22 protein-coding genes are annotated in these 23123 nt (G+C 71.7%); 6 read left to right on the top strand and 16 right to left on the bottom strand.

Annotated features, from left to right (window positions below; translation table 11 throughout):
* Positions 1 to 3: 3 nt before the first annotated feature.
* Genes secG through rlmN form a run of 4 tightly spaced genes read left to right on the top strand, consistent with a single transcriptional unit; the run spans position 4 to position 3974 of the window.
* Entirely contained in the window at positions 4 to 222 is a 219-nt protein-coding gene (gene secG / locus O0235_RS11780) for a preprotein translocase subunit SecG (RefSeq protein ID WP_270055977.1), read from the top strand.
* A gap of 7 nt (positions 223 to 229) precedes the next feature.
* Complete coding sequence (locus O0235_RS11775) at positions 230 to 1870, top strand: peptide ABC transporter substrate-binding protein (RefSeq protein WP_270055976.1); 1641 nt, start codon at positions 230 to 232, stop codon at positions 1868 to 1870.
* On the top strand, positions 1867 to 2802 hold the full coding sequence (gene fmt, locus O0235_RS11770; protein ID WP_270055975.1) for a methionyl-tRNA formyltransferase: 936 nt from the start codon (positions 1867 to 1869) through the stop codon (positions 2800 to 2802). The genes O0235_RS11775 and fmt overlap by 4 nt, the downstream gene beginning before the upstream one ends.
* Positions 2799 to 3974: a dual-specificity RNA methyltransferase RlmN gene (gene rlmN / locus O0235_RS11765; protein ID WP_270055974.1), complete on the top strand. Its 1176-nt coding sequence runs from the start codon at positions 2799 to 2801 to the stop codon at positions 3972 to 3974. Before fmt ends, rlmN begins: the two co-directional genes overlap by 4 nt.
* Here rlmN and O0235_RS11760 read toward each other — a convergent pair.
* A complete protein-coding gene (locus O0235_RS11760) occupies positions 3898 to 4257 on the bottom strand; it encodes a hypothetical protein (protein ID WP_270055973.1) in 360 nt (119 codons plus the stop codon). The two genes, rlmN and O0235_RS11760, sit on opposite strands and share 77 nt — an antisense overlap.
* Positions 4258 to 4302: 45 nt before the next feature.
* Between O0235_RS11760 and queA the strand changes: the two genes are divergently transcribed.
* Positions 4303 to 5319 (top strand): tRNA preQ1(34) S-adenosylmethionine ribosyltransferase-isomerase QueA, encoded by a 1017-nt coding sequence (gene queA, locus O0235_RS11755; protein ID WP_270055972.1) that lies wholly within the window; start codon positions 4303 to 4305, stop codon positions 5317 to 5319.
* Between the two features lie 80 nt (positions 5320 to 5399).
* Here the strand turns inward: queA and O0235_RS11750 are convergent, their stop codons facing one another.
* Positions 5400 to 6002, bottom strand: coding sequence for a hypothetical protein (locus tag O0235_RS11750; RefSeq protein WP_270055971.1), 603 nt, complete (start codon positions 6000 to 6002; stop codon positions 5400 to 5402).
* A 291-nt stretch (positions 6003 to 6293) separates the two neighbouring features.
* Positions 6294 to 7550, bottom strand: coding sequence for a CaiB/BaiF CoA transferase family protein (locus tag O0235_RS11745; protein ID WP_270055970.1), 1257 nt, complete (start codon positions 7548 to 7550; stop codon positions 6294 to 6296).
* Positions 7551 to 7731: 181 nt separating this feature from the next.
* On the opposite strand from O0235_RS11745, the gene O0235_RS11740 reads away from it, so the two are divergent.
* Positions 7732 to 7953, top strand: coding sequence for a hypothetical protein (locus O0235_RS11740; protein WP_270055969.1), 222 nt, complete (start codon positions 7732 to 7734; stop codon positions 7951 to 7953).
* A gap of 273 nt (positions 7954 to 8226) precedes the next feature.
* Here O0235_RS11740 and ftsZ read toward each other — a convergent pair whose 3' ends face one another.
* From ftsZ to O0235_RS11675, 13 genes are all read right to left on the bottom strand, one after another.
* On the bottom strand, positions 8227 to 9345 hold the full coding sequence (gene ftsZ, locus O0235_RS11735; protein ID WP_270055968.1) for a cell division protein FtsZ: 1119 nt from the start codon (positions 9343 to 9345) through the stop codon (positions 8227 to 8229).
* Positions 9346 to 9416: 71 nt separating this feature from the next.
* A complete protein-coding gene (gene ftsA, locus O0235_RS11730) occupies positions 9417 to 10661 on the bottom strand; it encodes a cell division protein FtsA (RefSeq protein WP_270055967.1) in 1245 nt (414 codons plus the stop codon).
* Positions 10662 to 10684: 23 nt separating this feature from the next.
* Positions 10685 to 11566: a cell division protein FtsQ/DivIB gene (locus tag O0235_RS11725; protein ID WP_270055966.1), complete on the bottom strand. Its 882-nt coding sequence runs from the start codon at positions 11564 to 11566 to the stop codon at positions 10685 to 10687.
* Complete coding sequence (locus O0235_RS11720; protein ID WP_270055965.1) at positions 11563 to 12615, bottom strand: D-alanine--D-alanine ligase family protein; 1053 nt, start codon at positions 12613 to 12615, stop codon at positions 11563 to 11565. The genes O0235_RS11725 and O0235_RS11720 overlap by 4 nt, the downstream gene beginning before the upstream one ends.
* The gene (gene murB / locus O0235_RS11715; RefSeq protein WP_270055964.1) at positions 12612 to 13523 is read right to left on the bottom strand and encodes a UDP-N-acetylmuramate dehydrogenase; all 912 of its coding nucleotides are present in this window, start codon (positions 13521 to 13523) and stop codon (positions 12612 to 12614) included. Before murB ends, O0235_RS11720 begins: the two co-directional genes overlap by 4 nt.
* Positions 13520 to 14896, bottom strand: a complete 1377-nt coding sequence (murC, locus tag O0235_RS11710; protein ID WP_270055963.1) for a UDP-N-acetylmuramate--L-alanine ligase — start codon at positions 14894 to 14896, stop codon at positions 13520 to 13522. The genes murB and murC overlap by 4 nt, the downstream gene beginning before the upstream one ends.
* Entirely contained in the window at positions 14893 to 15981 is a 1089-nt protein-coding gene (locus O0235_RS11705; protein ID WP_270055962.1) for a UDP-N-acetylglucosamine--N-acetylmuramyl-(pentapeptide) pyrophosphoryl-undecaprenol N-acetylglucosamine transferase, read from the bottom strand. The genes murC and O0235_RS11705 overlap by 4 nt, the downstream gene beginning before the upstream one ends.
* The gene (gene ftsW, locus O0235_RS11700) at positions 15978 to 17117 is read right to left on the bottom strand and encodes a putative lipid II flippase FtsW (RefSeq protein ID WP_270055961.1); all 1140 of its coding nucleotides are present in this window, start codon (positions 17115 to 17117) and stop codon (positions 15978 to 15980) included. Before ftsW ends, O0235_RS11705 begins: the two co-directional genes overlap by 4 nt.
* Before the next feature lie 44 nt (positions 17118 to 17161).
* Positions 17162 to 18556 carry a UDP-N-acetylmuramoyl-L-alanine--D-glutamate ligase gene (gene murD / locus O0235_RS11695; RefSeq protein WP_270055960.1) on the bottom strand — a complete coding sequence of 465 codons (1395 nt, stop codon included), beginning with the start codon at positions 18554 to 18556 and terminating at the stop codon, positions 17162 to 17164.
* On the bottom strand, positions 18553 to 19518 hold the full coding sequence (gene mraY / locus O0235_RS11690; protein WP_270055959.1) for a phospho-N-acetylmuramoyl-pentapeptide-transferase: 966 nt from the start codon (positions 19516 to 19518) through the stop codon (positions 18553 to 18555). The genes murD and mraY overlap by 4 nt, the downstream gene beginning before the upstream one ends.
* Positions 19515 to 20897, bottom strand: coding sequence for a UDP-N-acetylmuramoyl-tripeptide--D-alanyl-D-alanine ligase (locus O0235_RS11685; protein ID WP_270055958.1), 1383 nt, complete (start codon positions 20895 to 20897; stop codon positions 19515 to 19517). Before O0235_RS11685 ends, mraY begins: the two co-directional genes overlap by 4 nt.
* Positions 20894 to 22639, bottom strand: a complete 1746-nt coding sequence (locus tag O0235_RS11680; RefSeq protein ID WP_270055957.1) for a peptidoglycan D,D-transpeptidase FtsI family protein — start codon at positions 22637 to 22639, stop codon at positions 20894 to 20896. Before O0235_RS11680 ends, O0235_RS11685 begins: the two co-directional genes overlap by 4 nt.
* Before the next feature lie 48 nt (positions 22640 to 22687).
* The gene (locus O0235_RS11675) at positions 22688 to 23122 is read right to left on the bottom strand and encodes a septum formation initiator family protein (RefSeq protein ID WP_270055956.1); all 435 of its coding nucleotides are present in this window, start codon (positions 23120 to 23122) and stop codon (positions 22688 to 22690) included.
* Position 23123 lies beyond the last annotated feature (1 nt).

The following is a 23123-nucleotide window of genomic DNA, read 5'->3' as shown; positions in this document are numbered from 1 at the left end:
CCCATGCTGATGAACCTCTTCCAGATTTTCGTTTCGGCGCTGCTCATCCTCGTCGTGCTGCTGCAGGTGAAGGGAAGCGGCTTCGGCGCAGCGCTCGGCGGGATGTCGGGCGGCTCGGTGTACCGGACGAAGCGGGGGCTGGAGCGGACGCTCTTCCAGGCGACGATCCTGCTCGTCATCGTATTCATCTTCGTATCGTTCCTGAGCGTGCAGTGGCAGTAGGGGGCTGATGGAACCGAACGGTCGGGCGCCATCGCGCCTCGCGTTCGTGGCCATCGGGAGCATCGCCGCCGCGATGATCGCTGCGGCCGTCGCGCTCGGCCTTCGCGTCACGGGCAACGAATCGGTCGTCCTCCCGGGCGGCGTGACCTATACGGAGGCTGTCGCCGGCACCTGGCAGCGCGTGAACCCGCTCTTCGTGAACGCAAACGAGGTGGATGCCGACCTCTCGGCGCTGGTGTTCTCCGGGCTGGTGCGGGTTTCGAAGGACGGCAAGGTCATCCCGGACCTCGCGGCCGAGCTGCCGGAGGTTTCCGACGGCGGCGCCACCTACACCTTCCGCATCCGGGCGAATGCGCGCTGGCACGACGGCGAGCCGGTGACGAGCCGGGACGTGGCGTACACGGTGCGGCTGCTGCAGGACCCCGATTTCGACGATGCCGCGATGGCGGAGGGCTGGAACGGCGTGACCGTCGAGACGCCGGACCTGAGCACCGTGGTCATCCGGCTGCGGCAGCCGTCCGCGCCGTTCCTCGCGCGGAGCGCGACGGTCGGCATCCTGCCCGAGCACCTGCTGGGCGGCAAGGGCGCGCAGGCGCTGGAGAGCGACGCGTTCAACGCGCGCCCGGTGGGGAGCGGGCCCTACCGGCTGGAATCGCTGGAGGCGGGCAGCGCGACGCTCGCCGCGAACACGTCGTACTACCTCGGGCGGCCCGGCATCGACCGCATCATCCTGAAGTTCTACCCGGATGAGCCGCAGGCGATCCGCGCGTTCGCGGCGGGCGAAACCGACGGCATCTACCTGCGCGGGCCGCGGACGCCGGCGCAACTCGACGAGGTCCGCGGGGTCGGCGGGAAGACGTTTACGGCGGCAACCCGGCCGATGCTGGCGCTGCTTTACCTGAACAACGCGAACTCGCTCTTCCGGGACGAGCGGGTGCGTCAGGCGCTGTCCCTCGCGCTGGACCGGGACCGGCTCGTGGAGGAGGTCTTCCACGGCGTCGGACGCGCGACGGCCTCGCCGGTCGTGCCCGGGACGTGGGCGTACGCGGAGGAGTTCGACGCAAAGGCGCAGGACCTGAGCCGCGCGCGGCAGCTGCTGCAGGAGGCCGGCTGGCAGCCCCACCCCACGACGGGGATCCTCGTGCGCGAGGGGCAGGAGTTCCGCTTCACCATCCGGACGGACAACGCGCCGGAACGGGTCGCGCTGGCGAACGCCGCCGCAAAGCAGCTCGAGGCGCTCGGCATCCGGGCGACGGTCGCGAGCACGACGTTCTCGGTCCTGCGGCGCGACTTCCTGCAGGAGCGGAAGTACGAGGCGGCGGTCGTGATGTGGGACCAGGGGCCGGACCCGGATCTCTACTTCGGCTGGCACAGCTCGCAGCTCGGCGCGGCCGGCCTGAACCTCGCGAACTTCGAGGATGCGGTGGTCGATGACCTGATCGCGCGGGGGCGGACGTCGCCGGACCCGGAGGTGCGGCTGGACGCCTACCGGCAGCTGCAGGACGTCTGGCAGGGCATCCAGCCGAGCCTCGTGCTGGCGGCGGCCGGCGCGGTCGTGGTCCATCCCTCCTGGCTGCGGGACGCCGAGCCGGGGGTGCTGTTCACGAGCGCCAGCCGCTTCACGGACGTGCACCGGTGGCGGCGGTGAGGGGCCGGGTCGCGTTTTTCGGTTCGCCGGAGTTCGCGGTGCCGTCGCTGCGCGCGCTCGCCGCCGCGGGGTACGACATCGCGCTCGTCGTCACCCAGCCCGACCGGCCGGCTGGGCGCGGCGGCCGGATGACGCCGCCGGCGGTCAAGACGGCAGCCCTGGAGCTGGGACTGCCGCTGGCGCAGCCGGAGTCGGTGAAGACGCCGGAGTTCGCGGCGCAGCTCGCGGGGCTGGCGCTCGATGCGGCGGTCGTGGCGGCGTACGGGAAGATCCTGCCGCAGCGGCTGCTCGACATCCCGCGGCGGGGGTTCGTGAACGTCCATGCGTCGCTGCTGCCGCGGTGGCGGGGGGCATCGCCCATCACGGCGGCCATCCTCGCCGGTGATACGATCACCGGCGTGAGCATCATGCAGCTGGTCCTGAAGATGGACGCCGGCCCGGTGATTTCGCGCGCGGAGGAGCCGATCCGCCCGGATGACACGGCGGGAACGCTCGAGGCGCGGCTGGCGGAACTCGGCGCGCGCGAGCTCGTGCGGGTGCTGCCCGGCTGGCTCGATGGGACGCTGACGGCGGAGCCGCAGGACGAGGCGCAGGCGACGTACTGCGGGCTGGTGCGCAAGGAGGACGGCCGCCTCCGGGCAGCGATGACGGCCGCGGAAGCGGAGCGCGCCGTGCGGGCGTACGACCCGTGGCCCGGCGCGTTCGTCCTGTACCGCGGCGAGCCGCTGCGCATCTGGCGGGCGCGGGTCGCAGAAGGGCCGGCAGCGCCGGCAGGAACGATGCGGCTGCTCGACGGCGAGCCCGCGATCCGGTTCGCCGACGGGTGGGTGGTGCTGACGGAGGTGCAGCGGCCCGGGGGCAAGCGGATGCCGGGCCGCGCGTTCGCCGCCGGGGAGCGCGGCCGGCTCGAACCGACAGCGGGGCTCGCATGACTGCGCCGCAGGAGCGCGAATCGCTGTACGGGCTGCTGCCGGGCGAGCTGGAGACGCTGCTCGCGGAACTCGGCGCGCCCCGCTACCGCGCCGACCAGGTGCTGCACGCGGCCTACCGGGAATTCGCCGAATCGTTCGAGGCGATGCGGCAGCTGCCGGCAGGCCTGCGGACGGCGCTCGCCGGGCGGCTCGACCTCTCGCCGGCGCGCGAGGTGCGGCGGGTCGCGAGCGACGACGGATTGACCACCAAGCTGCTGCTCGCAATGGCGGACGGGACGCTCATCGAGACGGTGCTGATGCAGTACCCGCCGTCGAAGCCGGGCGGCCGGCGGCGTTCGACGGTCTGCGTTTCGACGCAGGCCGGCTGCGCGATGGGCTGCGTCTTCTGCGCGACCGGGCAGATGGGGTTCGAGCGGAACCTCGCGGCGGGCGAAATCGTGGCGCAGGCGGTGCACGTCGGCCGGCTGCTGCGGGAGCGCGGCGAGCACGTGACGAACATCGTCTTCATGGGGATGGGGGAGCCGCTGGCGAACTACGCGGCAACGGTGAAGGCGGTGCGCATCCTGACGGACCCGCGGTGTTTCGGCCTCGGGCAGCGGCACATCACGATTTCGACGGTGGGCGTCATCCGCGGCATCGACCGGCTGGCGGGGGAAGGGCTGCAGGTGGGGCTGGCGGTGTCGCTCCATGCGCCGAACGATGCGCTCCGCCGGCGGCTGGTGCCGACGGCCGGGCCGCACTCGGTGCGGGAGATCATGGCGGCGGCGAAGCGGTACTTCGAGCGGACCGGCCGGCGGGTCACATTCGAGTACGCGCTCATCGCGGGGGAGAACGACAGCGACGAGACGGCCGGCGAGCTGGCCCGGCTGGTCCGCGGCACCGGCGCGCATGTGAACCTGATCCCGGTCAATCCAACCGCGGGGGGCTTTCGCCGGCCGGCGCGGCAGCGGGTGCTCGCCTTCGAGCGGATCCTGCGGGAAGCGGGCGTAAACTGCACGGTGCGCGTCGAGAAGGGGGCGGAGATTTCCGCGGCCTGCGGTCAGCTCAGGACCGACGAGGCGGGGCGGGCGCTGATCGCGCCGGGCGAGATTCCGGTCAGGGAAGGAGCTTCCGCGCCAGCGCGCGGACTGCTTCGACGACGACCTTCCCCAGCACCATCCCGAAGCCGATAGCGACCGCCGAGCGGAGGTCGAGCAGCGTGTGGACGTCGCCGCGGACGACCGGGGAGGCGAGTATGCCGACCCGGACCTGGTCGACGGCGACGGAGCGGCCGACGATGACGCCGGCATCGGACTGGCGGATGGTGCCGCGGTCGAAGGCGGCGACGCCGACGGCGCTGCGCTGGATGTCGACCTGCTCAGCGGTGACGCGGCGGATGGCGCTCCGTTCGATGGCGAGGGTGGTTTCGCCGCCCCCGGCGTCGTCGGCCCCGGGCGGGATGGGGTCGATGGCCATGGGGGCACCGTAGATCGCTGGCGGTGAAGGCGCAATGCTGGAGTCATGCGGACGGACGATTTCGCCTATGAGCTGCCGCCGGAGCTGATTGCGCAGGAGCCGGCCGAGCCGCGGGACGCCGCGCGGCTGATGGTGCTCGACCGCGCCGCGGGACGCATCGAGCACCGGGTCGTGCGCGACCTGCCGGGGCTGCTGCGGCCGGGCGACCTGCTGGTCGTGAACGATACGCGGGTGATGGCGGCGCGGCTCTTCGGGCGGCGCGCGGATACGGGCGGGGCCGTCGAGATCCTGCTGGTGCGGCCGTTCACGGATACGCGCTGGGAGGCGCTGATGAAGCCCGCGCGCCGGGCGGCCGAGGGGCGCCGGTTCGTGTTCGCCACGCAGGAGGGCGAGGTCGACGCCGTGTGCGCGGGCAGGAGCGGCGAAATGGTGGTGCTGGAGTTCGCGCGGCCGTTCGACCCGGCACGGGTGGGCGAGGTGCCGCTGCCGCCCTACATCACGCAGTTCCGGGGCGACCCGGAGCGCTACCAGACGGTCTACAGCCGGGAGGCGCGGAGCGCGGCGGCGCCGACGGCCGGGCTGCATTTCACGCCGGAGCTGCTGGCGCGGCTGGAAGCCGCGGGCATCGAGCGGACGGCCGTCACGCTCGAGGTGGGGCCGGGAACGTTCAAGCCGGTGAACGTCGACGACCCGCGGGAGTTCGCCCTCCATGCCGAGCACATCACCGTCCCGGAGGAGGCGGCGCGGCAGGTCCAGCGGGCACGGGCCGAGGGGCGGCGGGTGGTCGCCGTCGGGACGACGGTGGTGCGGACGCTCGAGCACGTGGCGCGGGAGCGTGGCGGGATCGTGCCGTACGCCGGCTGGACGGCGCTGAAGATCCTGCCGGGGGATGAGTTCCTTGCAGTCGATGTGCTGATGACGAACTTCCACCTGCCGAAATCGACGCTGCTGATGCTGGTGTGCGCATTCGCCGGGTACGAGTTCGTCATGGCGGCGTACCGGGAAGCCGTGCGCGAGCGCTACCGGTTCTACAGCTTCGGCGACGCGATGCTGATCCTGTGAGACCGTGGGCAGCGGTGGAACGAAACGGGGCCCGGCAGAGCCGGGCCCCGCGGCTGCGCGCGATTGTCCGAACGGAAGAGCTACCTGATGGAAGCGAGGAGCGGCGCGAGGGCGGCGTCCGACGGGGCCGGCTCGCTGCCGGTCGACCAGCTGCGAACCTCGGCGAGGCCGCCCGCGAAGGGGACGTAGTAGACGGCCGCCCCTTCGGCCCGCTGGACAGCGATTTCGCGCCCATCGACGGTGAGGACCGCGCCGCCGGCGGGCGGGACGCCGGCGCCCGGCCGGTAGATGACCTGGACGCGCGGGCCGGCGTAGGCGGCGAGGGCCGCAGCGTCCTTCGGCGCCGGGCCGGCGTAGTAGTCGAGGACGAGCGTGCCGGCGGTGCTGCCGGGCGGGCCGGGCTCGAGAGCGACGGCCGCAGGGGCCAGGCCGTCGGGCGACGCCGGCAGCGCGACGTCGAGGCCGGCGCGGCTGGCGAGGTCGGCGAAGGCCTTGCCGATATCGGCGGAGCCGGCGAGCGCATGGTCGGGCACGGGGCGGGCTTCATCCGCGCCGCCGGTGCGAATGATGGCGAACACGACGCCGGCGACGATGGCGACCACCGCGGCGGCGGTCACGGCGAGGCCGCGGGGGCCGGGCAGCGGGAGGCCGCTGCGCTGGTTGAGGGTCGTGAGCTGGGACATCGAATTCCTCCGGGGGAAAACCAAGCCGGGATTTCGGCAGGTCGGCGGCGCCTCTCCCGGCTGAACAATTGAGACCAGTACCGGGCAATACGGCCGGAAGCTGGTCCTGAGCGAACTACGAGATACTGCGCACGCTGCCGGGAGCTTTTCGGTCTCCGAAGATCGCGACATTCATGCGCTTCATGGCCGCACCTCCATGGATGATGGTAGTCGTGCGCATCGAGCGGTTCAATGGTTTCTTAACCTTGCAACTGCTCAAATTTTTTGCGGCGGATGAACCGGGGCCGGCCGTCAGGCGATGAGTCCGTCGGCGCGAAACCGTTCGATGTCCGCGCCAGAGAAGCCGGCTTCGCGCAGGACCTCGGCGGTGTGCTCCCCGAGCGCAGGGGAGGCGCGCTGGATGCGGGTCGGGGTCGCCGACATCTGGACTACCGGCGCGGGGCCGCGCATCGGGCCGAGGAGGGAGTGCTCGTACTCGACGATGTAGCCGTTCGCCTGGACCTGCGGGTCATCGAAGAGTTCTTCGACGAAGCGGACGGGGCCGCAGGCGATATCGAACTGCTCGAGGTAGGCGAGCCACTCGTCGTTGGTCCGTTCGAGGAATTTCGCCTCGCAGCGGCGGACCAGCTCGGCGCCGACTTCGGCGAGTCGGGCAGGGTCGAAGCCGGGCTCGTAGCGGGGGTCGGTGATGCCGAGCGCCTCCCGAAAGCGCGCCCGCGGGCCGGGGCCGAGGCAGCCGACGACGAGGTAGGAGTCTTTCGTCTTGTACGGCCGGTAGTAGATGTTGCCGGCGAGTTCGGGGGCGAAGCGGCGGCGTTCGCGGATGATCTCCTCCATGGTCGCGCCGCGGGCGCGAGCCTCGGCGAGGTGGGCGAGTTTTTCGTAGCGGACGGGTTCGTCGATGGCCAGGACTTCGCGGGAGCCGGCCTGGAGCGCGAGGGCGGAGAGGAGGAGGCTCGAGTTGATGGCCTGGCCTTCGCCGGTGCGCTGGCGGTGGTAGAGGGCGGCGGTGATCGCCCAGGCGAGCGCGAACCCGGTCACGACGTCGGCGGGTGCGAAGGCGACGGGCATGGGGAGGCCGTTCTGGAGGTTGGGATTGGAGGTGCTGAGGCCGCTCATCGCCTGGGCGACGATGTCGTAGCCGCGGCGCATGGCGTCGGGGCCTTCCTTCCCGAAGGCGGTGTTCTCGGCGTAGATGATGGCCGGGTTGATGCGGCGGGCGGATTCGTAGTCGATGCCGAGGGCCTCGGGCACGCCGGGCCGGTAGTTGGTGATCAGCACATCGGCGCGGGCGATGAGGCGGTCGCGGATGGGGGCGACGCGGGGGTCTTTGAAGTTGAGGGCGAGGCCGCGCTTGCCGCGATTCTGGACGAGGAAGTTCTTGCTCTCCTTCGGAATGATCTCGGCCTGCAGGCGCCAGGGTTCGCCTTCGAGGGGTTCGACCTTGATGACGTCGGCGCCCATCTCGGAAAGCAGGGCGGCGGCGAGGGGGCCGGCGATGATCTGGGTGCAATCGAGGACGCGCACACCTTCGAGGGCTCCGGGCATAGAGCTGCTCCATGGGATGGATAAAGTGTGCGGATGATAAAGGAGTTGGGAGCTGGGAGCTGGGAGTTGGGAGCTGGGAGTTGGGAGTTGGGAGTTGGGAGTTGGGAGCGGGGAGTCGGGAGTTGGGAGCGGGGAGTTGGGAGTTGGGAGTTGGGAGTTGGGACAGGGGGATAATGGAGGCGTGGACGGGGACGAGCGAGCGCGGGCGGGCCTGTGCGCGGGGTGCGCGTGGGCGCAGCGCGTGGTGAGCGGGCGGGGTTCGGTGTTCTGGCTTTGCGGGCGGTCGCGGGTCGATGCGCGGTTTCGGAAGTACCCGCCGCTGCCGGTGCTCGCCTGCCCGGGCTTCGAACCGGGCGCGCCGGGCAGTGCCGGGGGCCGCGCGGGCGGAGCCGCGCCTGCCTGACTGACGGCTCGGCATCCCGGTTCGGCGGCGGGGAATCGACGAGCTGCGATAGGGGCGATTGCAGAAAACGTCTGGTCTTTTGCTTGACGGGTGTGTTACGTTACGCCTCCGGCTGAAAGCGGGGGAGCTACCGGCGGGGTAGCCGTCGCGGCAAAAGCCAGGGGCTCGATGCCATCTCCCATTGCACCGAGCCCCCGCTTCCCGAGAGGGGAGTGTCCTTCCGGGCTTTTGCGCGTTCGGTTAGGTAGTTCCCTCCTTTCAGCCCTTCTTTATTTAGAGGCGCGCAACGCGGCCGATGCCGTCGCGTTCCGCGTTGAGCGAGCGGATGTTCCGGCGGAGGAAGGCAGGCAGCTCCGCATCTTCCATGCTGTTGACGCCGGGGAGGTTGAAGTCGCGAAGCCGGCCGCGGCCCTCTTCGAGCGGGTCGCCGATGGTGGAGGCGCGGGGCGTGAAGCCGGTGGCGATGACGGTGATGTGGACTTCGTCGCCGACGCGCGGGTCGACGACGGTGCCGAAGATGATGTTGGCCGCAGGGTCGACCACCTCGGCGATGGTGCGGGCGGCGGCGTCGAGCTCGCGGAGGCCGAGCGCGCCGCTGTGGGTGACGTTGAAGAGGACGTTGTGGGCACCCTCGATGGACTGGTCGAGGATGGGGCTCTGGGTGGCGGAGCGGGCGGCTTCGACGGCGCGGTTTTCGCCGGAGCCCTTGCCGACGGCGAGGAGGGCAGGGCCGGCTTCGCTCATGATGGTGCGGACGTCGTTGAAATCGAGGTTGATGGAGCCGTTCTGGCTGATGATGTTGGAGATCGACTGGATGGCCTGGCGGAGGACGTCGTCGGCGGTCTCGAAGGCTTCCTCGACGGTGGCGTTTGGGGGGCAGATTTCGATGAGGCGGCCGTTGGGGATTGCGATGAGGGTATCGACCTTATCGCGGAGGCGGGCGATGCCTTCTTCGGCCTGCTTCATGCGGCGGGAGCCTTCCCAGGGGAACGGCTTGGTGACGACGCCGATGGTGAGGGCGCCGCACTCCTTGGCGATCTCGGCGACGATGGGTGCGGCGCCGGTGCCGGTGCCGCCGCCCATGCCGGCGGTGACGAAGACCATCTCGGTGCCGCGGAGCAGGTCGTAGATCTCGTCGCGGCTTTCATCGGCGGCGCGTTCGCCGCGGGCCGGGTCGCCGCCGACGCCGAGGCCCTTGGTGAGCTTTTCGCCGATCCGGAGGCGGGTCGGCGCTTCGGACGTGGCGAGCGCCTGGGCATCGGTGTTGCAGGCGATGAACTGGACGCCCGGGATCTTGGCGCGAACCATCCGGTTGACGGCGTTGCAGCCGCCGCCGCCGACGCCGACGACTTTGATATCCGGCAGCAGTTCGATGTCGTAGCGCATGCTCATATCGGTGTCCTTCCCTTCCAATCGAATGAGGCTGTGATGCGGCGAGGTTGGCGGTTCGCTGACCGGGCTGCTTACTGGGGGATGAGCGACCTCCCGATGCTGAGGATGCGGTCGAGCAGCCCGCGGCCTCTCCCATCGGACGCGGGTGCGGCGAATTCGCCGGGCCGTTCGCGGTTGGCGAGGGCGTAGCGAACGAGCCCGATGGAGGTGGCGAAGGCGGGGGTGCCGATGAGGTCGGAGAGGCCGCTGTAGCCGTGGGGGCGGCCGAGGCGGGCGGGGAGGTCGAGGCGGGATTCGGCGACTTCCGGCAGGCCGCGGAGCTGGCTGCTGCCGCCGGTGAGGACGAGCCCGGCGGCGATCCGATCGAGGTAGCCGACGCGCTTCAGTTCGACGCCGACCATCTCGAGGATCTCCTCGGTGCGGGCCTGGAGGATGGCGCAGACGTGCTCGAGCGGGACGTGCTTCGTCGATTGGGTGCCGAAGACCTGGAGTTCGACGGTTTCGCCGGCCATGGCGGGGTCGGCATAGGCGGCGCCGACGGTGCACTTCACGGTCTCGGCGCTCTCCCACGGGCAGCGGAGCACGCGGGCGAGGTCGGCCGTGAGGTGGGAGCCGGCGATCGGCAGGCAGGCGGTGTGGGCGACGGCGCCTTCATCGAAGACGGCGATGGAGGTGGTGCTGCCGCCGATATCGACGAGCGCGACGCCCTGCTGCTTCTCCTGCTCGGTGAGGACGCTCTCGGCGGAGGCGAGGCTTTCGAGGATGATGTCGTCGACCTGGACGCCGGCGCCTTCGACGCACTTGGTGAGGTTCTGGATGGCGGAGACGGCGCCGGAGACGATGTGCACCTCGGCATCGAGGCGTGAGCCGAACATGCCGACCGGGTCGGAGACGGGCTCGGTGCCTTCGACCCAGTAGGTGCGGGGGACGACGTGGATGACCTGCCGGTTGGTGGGGATGGCGACCTGCCCGGCGGCTTCGAGGACGCGGGCGCGGTCGTCGGCCGAGATGGGGCGGGTGCGGTCCGGGATGGCGACGATGCCGCGGTTGTTCTGGCTGGCGATGTGGCCGCCGGAGATGCCGACGACGGCGGAGAGGATGCGCATGCCGCACGCCTGCTCGGCCTTTTCGACGGCGATGGAGATGGCTTCGCGGGCGCTCTGGATGTTGTCGATGACGCCGCGGGAGAGGCCAGCGGCCGGGGCGACGCCAACGCCGAGGATGCGCGTCTCCCCGGTCTCGGAGATGTCGCCGACGACGACGGCGACCTTGGTGGATCCGACATCGATGGCGGCTACGGTGGAGCGTCGACGCATGGTTCCCCCTTTCCTCGCTTCCTCTACTGCAGCACCGGGCGGTTGCCGTAGCGCAGGTCGATGGTGGTGTAGGCGATGTGCCGCTGGCGGGCCTCGGCGGCGAGGGCGGCCCAGACGGCGAGCTTGTAGGCGATGGAGCTGGAATCGCCGAAGAGAGCGACCTGGCCGTCGGCCGTGGTCACCTGGACGCCTTTGCCTTTGATGAAGGCGACCTCTTCGACGGTGGTGCCGAGCTGGCGGGGCAGGAGCTCGTAGATTTCGGCGGCAGCATCGACGGCCTGGTAGTCGACGCGGTCTCCGACGAGGCGGGAGCCGGGCTCGGAGCTGCGGATGGCCGGGGCGCCGGCGGGCAGGCGCTCGCCGACGGCGATGACGACCCCCTCTCGGTCGATGAGGTAGTCGACGCCGGCCTGCTCCCACGTGCCCCACGGGCGGCGTTCTTCGACGATGATGCGGACGGTGGACGGCCAGTCGCGCTCGATGCGGACGGAGCTGACGAGCGGGAGCTGGTAGACGGCGCGCTGGGCGGCGGCGAGGTCGGCGGTGAGCATGCTGCGGCCGAGGAGGTCGGCGGCGGCGACGATGGTGCGGTCGGACATGCGCTGGGCGCCCTGCACTTCGACGGTCTCGACGCGGAAGTAGGGCGAGCGGTAGAGCCAGGCGGCACCGGCGACGAGCGCGGCGGCGAGGGCGAGGCCGCCCACGGCGGCGACGGCGCGCCGGCCCGGGAGCGCGGGCCGGAGCCGGCGGCGCGGCTGCGGCGGGACGACGCCCTCGCCGATGACGAGCGGCCGGCGGCGGACGATGGCCCGGCGCGGGCCGTTCCCGCCGACAGCGGGGCGGGTGCGCCGGACGATCTTCCGGACGACGCCGGGCTGCTGGCCGCGGTTCCTGCGGATGATCACGGCTGCGGCCTCCGGGCGTGGCGTTCGAAGGCGAGTTCGAGGATGCGGGTGAGCAGCTCGCGGTAGGGGAGGCCGGAAGCCTCCCAGAGCTTCGGGTACATGCTGATGCTGGTGAAGCCGGGGATGGTGTTGACTTCGTTGGCGATGACGCGGTCGCCGGCGGTGAGGAAGAAATCGACCCGGGCGTAGCCTTCGCAGCCCATGACGCGGTACATGCGGAGGGCGAGGTCGCGCACCTCGGCGGCGACGGCTTCGGTGACTGGGGCGGGGATGTACAGCTCGGTCTTCGACGCCGGGTCGTACTTCGAGGCGTAGTCGTAGAACTCGCGGTCGGGGACGATTTCGCCGACGGTGCTGGCCTCGGGCTGGTCGTTGCCGAGGACGGAGACTTCCAGCTCGCGGCCGCGGATGGCTTCTTCGACGACGGCCTTGGTGTCGTAGGCGAAGGCTGCCTCGAAGGCGCGCGGCAGGTCTTCGCGGGAGCGGACCTTCGTGATGCCCACGCTGGAGCCCCCGTTCGCCGGTTTGACGAAGCAGGGGTAGCCGATCGCCTCGTCGATGAGGGCCATAGACATATTTTGGTGAAGTGTATACTCCCGTGATCGGATGACGGAATACCGGGCCACGGGGATCCCGGCTTCGCGGAAGATCGCCTTCATGAGCGCCTTATCCATGCCGATGGCGGAGGCGGCGACGCCGGCCCCGGCGTAGGGGAGGCCGGCCATCTCGAGGAAGCCCTGGAGGGTGCCGTCTTCGCCGAAAGTGCCGTGGACGAGCGGGAAGGCGACATCGCAGCCGGCCAGCGCAGCGAGGGCGTCGTGCGCGCGCAGGAGGGGCTGGCCGAGGCCTGTGAAGGCGCGCGCGCCGGCCTCGAGCGCGGCGCGGGTTTCGGCCGGGCTCAGCCACTCGCCGGTGCGGGAGATGCCGATCGGCACGGGCTCCCAGCGCGCCGGGTCGAGCGCGGCCATGACGCTCCGGGCGGAGACGATGGAGACCTCGTGCTCGCCGGAGCGGCCCCCGAAGATGACGGCGACGCGCTGGCGGCTCATGTCCACGCCCCCACGAATTCGACTTCAGTTTCGAGGCGGATGCCGAAGCGGTCGAACACGCGCCGGCGGGCCTCTTCGATGAGCCAGCGGACGTCGGCCGCCGCGGCGTTCCCTTCATTGACGAAAAAGTTCGCGTGCTTCTCGGAGATGGCAGCGTCGCCGCGGCGCATACCGCGCATGCCGACGGCGTCGATGAGCTTCCACGCGGGCGCTTCGGGCGGGTTTTTGAAGGTGGAGCCGGCGCTGCGGCCGCGGGGCTGGGCAGCGAGCCGCTTCGCATCGAACGCTGCGGCGCGGCGGACGAGGTCGGCAGCGTCGCCGGGGAAGAGTTCGAGCTCGCATTCGAGGACAGCGCGGCCGCGGAGCTCGCCGCGCGTGAAGCGGCTGCCGCGGTAGACGAGGCGGAGGTCGGCGGCGTCGACCCACTCCGCGCGGCCGGAGGGCTCCTGGATGCGGACCCGGCGGAGGACATCGGCGAGACAGCCGCCGTAGGCGCCCGCGTTGTAGACGACGGCGCCGCCGAGCGTGCCGGGGATGCCGACCGCCCACGCGAGGCCGTCGAGGCCGCGCCGGCACATCCGGCGGGCGAAGGCGGCGAAGCTGGCGCCGCTTTCGACGCGGACCGTGAGGCCGTCGAGCTGTTCGGCGCGGGCGCGGTTGTCGATGACGAGGCCCCGGATGCCGGCGTCGGCGACGAGGATGTTGCTGCCCGAGCCGAGGATGAAGACCGGGACGCCGGCGTCGGCTGCGGCGGTGAGCGCGCGGCCGAGCGCCTCGCCGGAACGGACGGTCAGGAAGAGGTCGGCCGGCCCGCCGATCCCGAAGGTCGTGTGGCGGGCGAGCGGCTCGGCGCGGCGCAGCTCGCCGAGCGGTTCGAGGGCGGCAGCGAGGCGTTCGAGGGCGCTCACCGGAGGGCCTCCAGCAGCATGGGGCCGACCTCGTTCACGTCGCCGGCGCCGATGGTGATCACGACGTCCCCGGGGCGGACGACCTCCCGGGCGATGCGGACGGCCTCCGCGAAATCGGCCGCGTAGCGCGCAGGGGGGCGGGCGATGGCGGCAGCGAGGTCGCGGGCGGAGCGGCCGGCGGCCGGGTCTTCGCGCGCGGCGTAGGTCTCGACGATGAGCAGCTCGTCGAGGCCGTCGAAGCAGGCGAGCCAGTCGTCCCACAGGTAGGCGATGCGGCTGTAGGTGTGCGGCTGGTGGATGCCGATGAGCCGCCGGCCGGGGAAGGCGGCGCGCGCAGTGGCGACGAGGGCGCGGACCTCGGTCGGGTGGTGGGCGTAATCGTCCATGACGGTGACGCCGCCGGCTTCGCCGGTGAGTTCGAACCTGCGGCGGGCGCCGCGGAAGGCCCCGACGGCCTCCCGGACCGTTTCGAACGGGACGCCGAGGTGAAGCGCGGCAGCCGCGGCGGCGGTGGCGTTGCGGACGAAGTGGAGGCCGGGCACGCGGACGGTGAGCTGGCCGAGCGGTGTGCCGCCGCGCTCGAGGGTGAAGCTGCCGCCTGCCGGGCCGAGCTCGATGCCGGAAGCGCGCCAGTAGCGGACGCCGTCCGCGCCATACGTTTCGTGGCGGAGCGGTTCGTCGCCGAGGAGGTCGCTGACGCGGCGGGCGCCGGGGTCGTCGGCGCAGGCGAGGAGGAGGCCGCCGGGCCGGATGCGCCGGCCGAATGCGGCGAAGGCGGCTTCGTAGGCCTCGGGGGTGCCGAAATCGTCGAGGTGGTCGGGCTCGACGGTCGTGATGACGGCGACCGCGGGGGTGTATTCGAGGAAGGCGCGGCGGTATTCGTCGGCTTCGACGACGGCGATGTCGCCCTCGCCCCATGCGGCGTGGCCGCCGAGGTCGGGCGATTCGCCGCCGAGGAGGTACATCGGCTGAAGGCCGGCGCGCGCGAGGATGAAGGCGATGAGCGCGGAGGTCGTGGTCTTGCCGTGGGAGCCGGCGACGGCGATGAGCCGCTTCCCCTCGAGGAGGCGCGCGACCATCTCGGCGCGGAGGATGACCGGGATGCCGCGGCGGCGGGCTTCCTCGAGCTCGGGATTGTCCGGGCGGGCGGCGGCGGTGGCCACGACGAGCGCGGTGCCGGGGGGCAGATGGGCGGCGTCATGGCCTTCGAAGACCTGCGCGCCGAGCGCCTCGAGCCGGTCGGTGAGGTGCGAGCGGCGGAGGTCGCTGCCCGAGACGGCGATGCCGCGCTGGCGCAGCAGGATGCCGATGGCGGACATGTGGATGCCGCCGATGCCGACGAGATGGACGGGGCCGCGGATGTCGGCAGTCACCGGGCAGCCTCCATGACGAGGCGGGCGATGTCGGCGGCGGCAGATGGGCGGGCGAGGGCGCTGGCGGCGGCGCGCATCTGCTCGCGCCGGGCGTCGTCGGCGAGCAGGGCGAGGACGCGGTCGGCGAGCGCGGGCAGGTCCGCTTCGTCGAGGACTTCGGCGGCGCCCTGGGCGGCGAGCCATGCCGCGTTGCCGCGCTGGTGGCCGCCGGCGAAGGCGCCCGGCACCAGGATGGCGGGGAGGCCGGCGGCGGGCAGTTCGCCGAGGATGCTGGCGCCGGCGCGGAAGACGCCGAGGTCAGCCGCGACCATGACGGCCGGGAGGTCGGCCCGGAAGGGGGCGGGGTGGTAGCGGGCGGCCAGGCCGGCGGGGAGGGCGGCGCGGGTGCGCTCGGCGGCTTCGAGCCCGGCCTGGCCTGTCACGTGGACGACGGCGGCGGCCTCGACGAGCTCCGCCAGCCGGCCGAGGACGGCATCGTTGAGCGCGCGGGAGCCCTGCGAGGCGCCGGCGACGACGACGAGCCGTTCGCCGGGGCCGAGGCCGAGCCCGGCGCGGGCGGCCTCGCGGCTGAGGCTGAAGAACTCCGGCCGCACCGGGTAGCCGGTGACGGACGTCTTCGCCCGCGGCAGGTGGTTGAGCGCGGCCGGCGTCGAGGTCGCGAGGCGGGAGGCGAGCCGCTGCTCGACGCGCACGGCGAGGCCCGGCGCGACATCGGGCAGGAAGACGACGAGCGGCCGGCGGAGGAGCCAGGCCGCAAGGCTGACGGGGAAGCTGCCGTAGCCGCCGGTGCTGAAGACGGCCGCGGGGCGGTGCCGGCGGAGGAGGCGAACGGCGCGGGCGGTGCCCCGGGCGAGGGTCGCGAAGCTTCGCGCCAGGCCGAGCGGCGAGCGGCCGCGGATGGGCGCGGCGGGCACCTCCTCGAAGGGGAGGCCGGCGGCTTCGATGGTGGCGCGTTCGCCGCGGTTCGCCGGGCCGAGGAAGACGAGCGCCGGGGCCGGTTCGAGGGCGCGGAGAGCCGCCGCCACCGCGACGGCGGGGAAGAGATGGCCGCCGGTGCCGCCGCCGGTGAGGACGATGGAGGTCATCCGCCGGCCTCCCTGCGGACGATGGCGCCCTTCGGCCGGCGCTCGACGGGGTGCTGGTCGAGGTAGCCGCCGCGGTCGCTGCCGTAGCGTGAGATGCTGACGAGCACGCCCATCGCCAGCAGGAGCGCGGCGAGGGCGTTGCTCCCGAAGCTGAGGAACGGGAGCGGCACGCCGGTGAGCGGGATGACGCGGAGGATGCCGCCGATGTTGAGGAAGGCCTGCACGGCGACCCAGGTCGTGATGCCGGTCGCGACCAGCTGGCCGAACTCGTCGCGGGCGCGGCGGGCGACCTGGTAGCCGCGGACCATGAGCAGGAGATAGAGGAGGAGGATGGCGAGGCCGGCGAGCAGCCCGAGCTCCTCGCCGATGATGGCGAAGATGCCGTCGGTGTGAGATTCGGGGAGGTAGAAGAACTTCGCGCGGCTGGCGCCGAGGCCGAGGCCGGTGACGCCCCCGTTGCCGACGGCGATGAGCGCCTGGAGCGTCTGGAAGCCGATGCCGTCCGGGTCTTTCTCGGCGTGGAGGAAGGCGGTGACGCGCTCGGCGCGGTAGCCGGCCCCGAGAGCGAGCACGGTGATGGCGACGAGCCCGCTGCCGAGGAGCGCGACCATCTGGATGAGCGAGGCGCCGGCGACCCAGAACATCGTCACCGTGATGGCGAGGATGATGAGCGTCGTGCCGAGGTTCGGCTGGAGGAGGATGAGGGCGCTGACGGTGCCGATGATGAGCACGAACGGCACGAGGCCGTGTTCGAAGCTGCGCAGGCTGCCGCCGCGGGAGGCGAGCCAGGCGGCAAGGTAGATGATGACGGTGAGCTTGGCGAACTCCGCCGGCTGGAGGGTGAGTTCGCCGACGCCGATCCAGCGGCGCGCGCCGCCCCCTTCGACGCCGATCACGATCACGGCGACGAGGAGGACGATCGTGACCCCCATGAGCGGCACGGCGAGCGGCCGGAGCCGGCGGTAATCGAGCCGGGCCATGACGAACATGCCGACGGCCCCGCCGAGCGCCCAGACGGCCTGGCGGATGACGAAGTAGTACGGGTCGCCGAAATCGACCAGGCTGCGGACGAAGGAGGCGCTGTAGACGGCCACGAGCCCGAAGGCCGTGAGGATGCCGACGAGGGCGACGAGCATGTAATCAGGGCGGCCGGGGGTCCAGTCGCCGGTGCGTGCGGCAGCTATGGCGTCACCTCCTCGGTGAAGCCCGGGAGGGCGCGGACGAGCTGGCGGAAGTGCGCGCCGCGGGCTTCGAAGTTGGGATAGGCGTCGAAGCTCGTGCCCCCGGGCGAAAGGAGCACGACGTCGCCGGGGCGGGCGAGGCCGGACGCGGCGTCGACGGCAGCCTCGAGCGAGTCGACGAGGAGGGCGACATCGGCGAGGCCGCGGACGGCCTCGTGGAAGAGCGGCCCGGATTCGCCGAAGCAGACGACGGCGCGGCAGCGTTCGCGGACGGCCTCCTGCAGGAGGTCGAGCGGGAGGTGCTTGTCGCGGCCGCCGAGGAGGAGGACGACGGGCTCGGTGAACGAGCGCAGCCCGGCGACCGTCCGCTCGGGGCTGGTGGCGATCGAGTCGTTGACCCAGAGGGCGCCCCCGGCGCGGCCGACGACCTCGAGGCGGTGCGGCACACCGGCGAAGGTCCGGATGGCGCGGGCCATCGCGGTCACCGGCCAGCCAGCCTCGGCGGCGATGGCGCAGGCCATCACGGCGTTGGCGAGGTTGTGGCGGCCGCGGAGGCGGATTTCACCGACCGGGACGACTGGCGTCGTGCGGCCGGCGCGGCGGATGACGATCTCGCCGCCGTCGACGCAGGCGCCGTCCAGTTCGATGGGCCCTTCGATGGAGGTGACGGCGAGGCGGCCGCGGACAGCGGCCATGAACGCGCGGGTGACGGGGTTGTCGGCGTTGAGGACAGCGGCGTCGCCGCGGGACTGGTGGGCGATGTGGTTGCGCTTGAGGCCGACGTACTCATCCCACGAGAACTGGTCGAGGTGGTTGGGCGTCACGTTCGTGACGGCCGCGATGTTGGGCGAGCGGTCGGTGTACTGGAGCTGCGTATGGCTGATTTCGAGGATGACGGTGGTCCCGGGGCGAATCTCGCCGAGGCGCGCGAGCAGGGGCTCGCCGATGTTGCCGCCGAGGACGAATTCGATGCCCGCGGCGCGGGCCATCTCGCCGACGAGTGCGGTCGTGGTGGACTTGCCGCTCGAGCCGGTGATGCCGATCGTCCGGCCCGGGCAGAGCTGGAGGAAGAGACGCATTTGCGAGGTCACGGGGATGCCGAGCTCGCGGGCGCGGACGAGCGCCGGGTCGTAGCGGAGGATCGACTGGGAGACGGCGACGAGCCCGAACCCGGCGGGGTCGAGCAGGGGCTGACCGGTGACGACCCGTTCGACGCCCTCGGGCGGTTCGGCGCCGGCCGCGGCGAGCGCCGCCCCGGTGCGGGTATCGGAGATGGTGACGCGGGCGCCGCGGGCGATGAGCCAGCGGGCGAGGTCGCGCCCTTCGATGCCGAGAGAGTAGACGAGCACCGGCAGGCCTTCGAGCGGCGGGAGGGCGGCGGGTGCGGCGCTCATCGCTCCGGCACCTCCAGCGCGAGGGCGACGCCGAGCATGGCGGCGGCGATGGCGATGATCCAGAAGCGGGTGACGATCTGCGTCTCCGCCCAGCCGATGAGTTCGAGGTGATGGTGGAAGGGAGCGCGGCGGAAGATGCGGCGGCCGGTGAGCTTGTAGGAGCCGATCTGGAGGATGTTGGAGCCGGCTTCGACGACGAAGATGATGCCGATGAGCGGCAGGAGCAGCCACTGGCCGGTCATGAGCGAGACGACGGCGAGGGAGGAGCCGAGGGCGAGGGCGCCGGTATCGCCCATGATGACGCGCGCCGGGTGGGCGTTGTACCAGAGGTAGCCGAGGTTCGCGCCGGCGATGATGAAGGCGAAGGTGGCGACGAACTCCTGCCCCTGGATGAAGCCGATGATGCCGTAGGCGATGAAGGCGATGAGCGTGGTGCCGCCGACGAGCCCATCGAGGCCGTCGCTGACGGCGACGGCGCTGGTGGTGGCCACGATGATCGCGGCGGCGAGCGGAATGTAGAAGAGGCCGAGAGCGTAGCTGCCGACGTAGGGGATGTTGATGGATTCGACCTCGATGTAGCGGTAGAGGACGAAGGCGGCGCCGAGGGCGAAGACGGCCGTGAAGCCGAGCTTGAAGCGCCACGAGAGGCCGCCCTGCCGCCGATCCTGGAGCGTGCCGAGGTCGTCGACGAAGCCGGCCGCGGCGGTGACGGCGATCATGCCGAGGGGGAGGAGGATCGACTGGTGGTTCCACCAGTCGACGGCGACAGCGGTCACGATGAGCGTCGGCAGCCAGATGATGAAGCCGCCGAAGGTGGGCGTGCCGGCTTTCTTCTGGTGCTCGGGCAGGTATTCGGAGATCTGTTTGCCGATGCGCCGCCGGCGGAGGTAGCGGACGATCGGTTCGCCGAGGGCGAGCGCGAGGAGGAAGGTGGCGAAGCCGGAGAAGAGGGCGTGGATCACGGTTCGCCCTCCAGGAGCGGGATGATGGTCTCGAAGGCCTGCGAGCGGGAGGCCTTCAAGAGGACGGTATCGCCGGGGCCGAGGATGTCGCGGACGAAGCGCGCGGCGTCGTCCTTCTCGGCGAACCAGTGGACCTGGGCCATGCCGGCCTCGCGGGCGGCCTGCGCCATGACGCGGCACGTTTCGCCGACGGCGATGAGGATATCGGCGCACTCGGCGGCGAGCGCGCCTGCGGCCCGGTGCTCCTGCTCTTCGTAGTCGCCGAGCTCGGCCATCTTGCCGAGGAGGGCGATGCGCCGCCCTTCGGCGTCGCGGAGGAGACGGAGCGCGCCGGCGAGGGAGGCCGGGCTGGAGTTGTAGCGGTCGTCGAGGATGGCGGCGCCGGTATCGCTGCGGCGGACGGTGATGCGGCGGTCCGGGAGCTCGGCGGCGGCGACGGCGGCCGCCGCATCCTCGAACGGGAGGCCGAGGGCGATGCCGGCGGCGATGGTGAAGAGGGCGGCCGGGATGGTGTGGAGGCCGGGGACGGGCGATTCGACGCGCGCGGCGCGGCCCTCGTACGCAACGGTGAAGGAGGTGCCTTCGAGGCCGCGCGCGGCGGCATCGCGCACGACGAGCCCGGCGCCGGACCCGGGCGCGCCGAACCCGATGACGCGGCAGGGCAGGCGGGCCGCTTCGGGCGCGATGCGGGGGTCGTCCATGTTGAGGATGGCGGTGCCGGAGGCCGGCAGCGCGCGGACGAGGGAGAGCTTCTCCTCGGCGATGGCTTCGATGGAGCCGAGCTTTTCGATGTGGGTGAGGCCGATGTTGAGGACGCCGGCGATTTCGGGCAGCGCGATGGAGGCGAGGTAGGCGATTTCGCCGCGGCTGTCCATGGCGATTTCGAGGACGGCGACCTCGTCACCGCGGCGGAGGCCGAGGAGGGCGAGGGGAAGGCCTTCGCGGGAGTTGTAGTTGCCGCGGCGGCTGTAGACGCGGAAATGGCGGGAGAGTGCGGCGGCGCTCAGGTCTTTCGCCGTCGTCTTGCCGACAGTGCCGGTCACCCCGACGACGCGCGGGTTGCAGGCAAGGCGCCATGCGCGGGCGAGTTCGCCGACGGCCTTCGTCGTGTCGGGCGCGACGACGAGGGTGCGCCCCGGGGGCAGCTCGGCCGGCGGGCGGGAGCAGATGGCGGCGACGGCGCCGGCCCGGAAGGCGGCGGCAACGTAGGCGTCGCCGTGGGTGCGCTCCCCGGGGAAGGCGCAAAAGAGCTCGCCGGGGCGGACGGTGCGGGAATCGGCGGACCCGCCGGTGACCTCGGCGGAGCCGCCGAATTCGACGCGGTAGCCGCGGCGGGACATCTCTTCGGCGATGAAGTCGGTGGTGAGGTGGCCGGTCACGGGGCGGCCCTCCCGCCGCCTTTCTCGGGCGGCACACCGAGGTAGCGGAGCGCCTCGTCGACGTAGCGGGCGAAGATCGGGCCGGCGGCCTGCGTGCCAGTCAGCAGGTTCCGGTTCTGGTCGAGGCGGACGAGGACGAGGATGCGGGGGTTTTCGAGGGGCGCGAACCCCATGAAGGAGACGATCTGCTGGTCGTCGGTGTAGGTGCCCCAGACGGGGATGTTGGCGGTGCCGGACTTGCCGCCGGCGGTGTAGCGGGCCGGGTTGCGGCCCCAGCCGTCCGGGTCCTGGGTCACGACCTCGCCCATCATCCGGCGGACGGCGTCGCTGGCGGCTTGGGAGATGACGCGACGGACGACGGCGGGCTGGACTTCGATGCGGGAGCCGTCGGGCCGAATCCGGGCTTTGACGACGTGGGGGGTGATCAGGTTTCCGCCGTTGATGCAGGCAGCGATGGCTTGCATCATCTGGACCGGCGTCACGCTGATGGACTGGCCGAAGGACTGGGTGGCGACGTCGACGGGCGAGTAGCCGGGGTCTTCGGGGCGGCGGAAGAAGCCGCTGGCTTCGCCGGGGAGGTCGATGCCGGTCGGCTTCCCAAAACCGAACGCATCGAGGTAGGACTGGAAGAGGCGGGTGCCGAGCTTCTGCTGCATGAAGACGGCGCCGGAGTTGATGGAGTGCTGGAGCACGCCGGTCATCGTTTGCGTGCCGTAGACGCCGTCGTCCCAGTTCTTGAGGAGCACCCCCTCCACATCCACGACCCCATTATCCACGTAGGTGGTGTCCGGGGTGACGACGCCGGCATCGATGGCGGCGGCGGCGGTGACGACCTTCATCACGGAGCCGGGCTCGTAGGTATCGGTGACGGCGATGTTCTTGAAGGGGCTCTTCTCTTCGCTGGCGGATTCGAGGTCCTGCTCGAGGGTGGAAAACCGGACGGAGGGGAGCGTCGCGTTGGCGAGGATTTCGCCGTTCGCGGGGTCCATCACGATGATGCTGCCGCCGGAGGCGCGGTGCTCTTTGACGGCGGCGGCGAGCATCTCCTCGGCGAGGCGCTGGAGGTAGCGGTCGATGGTGAGGACGAGGTCGTCGCCGGGGACGGGTTCGGTGGCGACGTACTGGCCGTAGGGGATGGGGTCGCCGAGGGTGTCGCGCTCGTAGACGGCCTTGCCGGCTTTGCCCTGCAGGATGTCGTTGTAGAAGGCTTCGATGCCGGCGAGGCCGGTGTTGTCGAGGCCGGTGAAGCCGAGCACGGCGGCGGCGAGGTCGCCTTCGGGGTGGACGCGGGCGGTGTTGGGGAGGAGGACGACGCCGGGGAGGTCGGCCTCGATGAGCTGGCGGCCGAGCTCGAAGTCGAGGTCGATGGCGATGCGGGTTTCGACGGCGCCGCTGGCGGCGAGGCGCGCTTCGATGGCTGGCCGGGGAATGCGGGTGATGGCGCTGACTTTTTCGAGGACGGCGGCGCGCGTTTCCGGGGTGCGCCAGGCGCGGGTATTGAGGTAGACGTCCCAGGTATCGACGGAGGTGGCGAGGACGCCGCCGTTCCGGTCGAGGATGGCGCCGCGGCGGGCGTAGATGGTGGAGCTGCCGAGGAGTTCGCTGCGGGCCTGGGCGGCGTAGGCTTCGTGCTGGAGGACCTGGAGCTGGACGAGGCGCGCGGCGAGGACGGCCCCGAAGAGGCCGAGGAACAACGCGGGGAGCCAGACGCGGCGGCTGGGCCGCGCTTTCTGGATGGTCATCCGAACGCGCCTCCGGCCGCCGGGGTCCGACGGCGGGTGTGGTGCTGGCTACCAGGGACGCCAGCGGAGGAGGGACTTCCACCAGGAGTCGGCCGGCGCAGGTTCGGGCGCCGGCGGGGGGAGATACTCCGCGGGAAGTTTCGCCGGCGCGGGGCCGGGTTCCTGGACGGTGACGTAGATCGGGTCGCCGGCCTTGACGAGGCCGATCTCCTGGGCGCGCCGCTCGATGCGGGCCTGGGAGGTGAGGCGGGCGACATCGGCTTCGAGGAGGGAGATTTCGGAGCGGAGCCGCGCCTGCTGGCGCTGGGAAGCCTGGACATCGAAGCCCTGGCTGGTGACGAAGCTATTCTGGAGGACGGGCAGGAGCGCGGCGAAAAGGAGGAAGGCCACAGCGGCGGCGACGCCCCAGTTGATGCGAAACCCGGGGACCGGAAGCCCGAGCGGACGGCGGACGCCGCCGAGCGGGTGGTTGATGGCGGCCATG

Origin of the sequence: Tepidiforma flava (assembly GCF_027594505.1) — a bacterium.
GTDB lineage: Bacteria > Chloroflexota > Dehalococcoidia > Tepidiformales > Tepidiformaceae > Tepidiforma > Tepidiforma flava.
Note: the sequence above shows the minus strand (reverse complement) of the source record. Positions and strands in the feature narration are given on the sequence as shown.

What these genes read in the sequence shown, in the direction of transcription:
- secG (WP_270055977.1), top strand. Translation starts at nt 4, where the DNA reads ATGCTGATGAACCTCTTCCAGATTTTCGTTTCGGCGCTGCTCATCCTC.
- rlmN (WP_270055974.1), top strand. Translation starts at nt 2,799, where the DNA reads ATGACTGCGCCGCAGGAGCGCGAATCGCTGTACGGGCTGCTGCCGGGC.
- O0235_RS11720 (WP_270055965.1), bottom strand. Translation starts at nt 12,615, where the DNA reads ATGAGCCGCCAGCGCGTCGCCGTCATCTTCGGGGGCCGCTCCGGCGAG.
- murD (WP_270055960.1), bottom strand. Translation starts at nt 18,556, where the DNA reads ATGAGCGCCGCACCCGCCGCCCTCCCGCCGCTCGAAGGCCTGCCGGTG.
- O0235_RS11750 (WP_270055971.1), bottom strand. Translation starts at nt 6,002, where the DNA reads ATGTCCCAGCTCACGACCCTCAACCAGCGCAGCGGCCTCCCGCTGCCC.
- O0235_RS11745 (WP_270055970.1), bottom strand. Translation starts at nt 7,550, where the DNA reads ATGCCCGGAGCCCTCGAAGGTGTGCGCGTCCTCGATTGCACCCAGATC.
- O0235_RS11675 (WP_270055956.1), bottom strand. Translation starts at nt 23,122, where the DNA reads ATGGCCGCCATCAACCACCCGCTCGGCGGCGTCCGCCGTCCGCTCGGG.
- O0235_RS11775 (WP_270055976.1), top strand. Translation starts at nt 230, where the DNA reads ATGGAACCGAACGGTCGGGCGCCATCGCGCCTCGCGTTCGTGGCCATC.
- O0235_RS11680 (WP_270055957.1), bottom strand. Translation starts at nt 22,639, where the DNA reads ATGACCATCCAGAAAGCGCGGCCCAGCCGCCGCGTCTGGCTCCCCGCG.
- ftsA (WP_270055967.1), bottom strand. Translation starts at nt 10,661, where the DNA reads ATGCGTCGACGCTCCACCGTAGCCGCCATCGATGTCGGATCCACCAAG.
- ftsW (WP_270055961.1), bottom strand. Translation starts at nt 17,117, where the DNA reads ATGCTCGTCGCCCTCGTCGGCATCCTCACGGCCTTCGGGCTCGTGGCC.
- O0235_RS11760 (WP_270055973.1), bottom strand. Translation starts at nt 4,257, where the DNA reads ATGGCCATCGACCCCATCCCGCCCGGGGCCGACGACGCCGGGGGCGGC.
- ftsZ (WP_270055968.1), bottom strand. Translation starts at nt 9,345, where the DNA reads ATGAGCATGCGCTACGACATCGAACTGCTGCCGGATATCAAAGTCGTC.
- O0235_RS11705 (WP_270055962.1), bottom strand. Translation starts at nt 15,981, where the DNA reads ATGACCTCCATCGTCCTCACCGGCGGCGGCACCGGCGGCCATCTCTTC.
- queA (WP_270055972.1), top strand. Translation starts at nt 4,303, where the DNA reads ATGCGGACGGACGATTTCGCCTATGAGCTGCCGCCGGAGCTGATTGCG.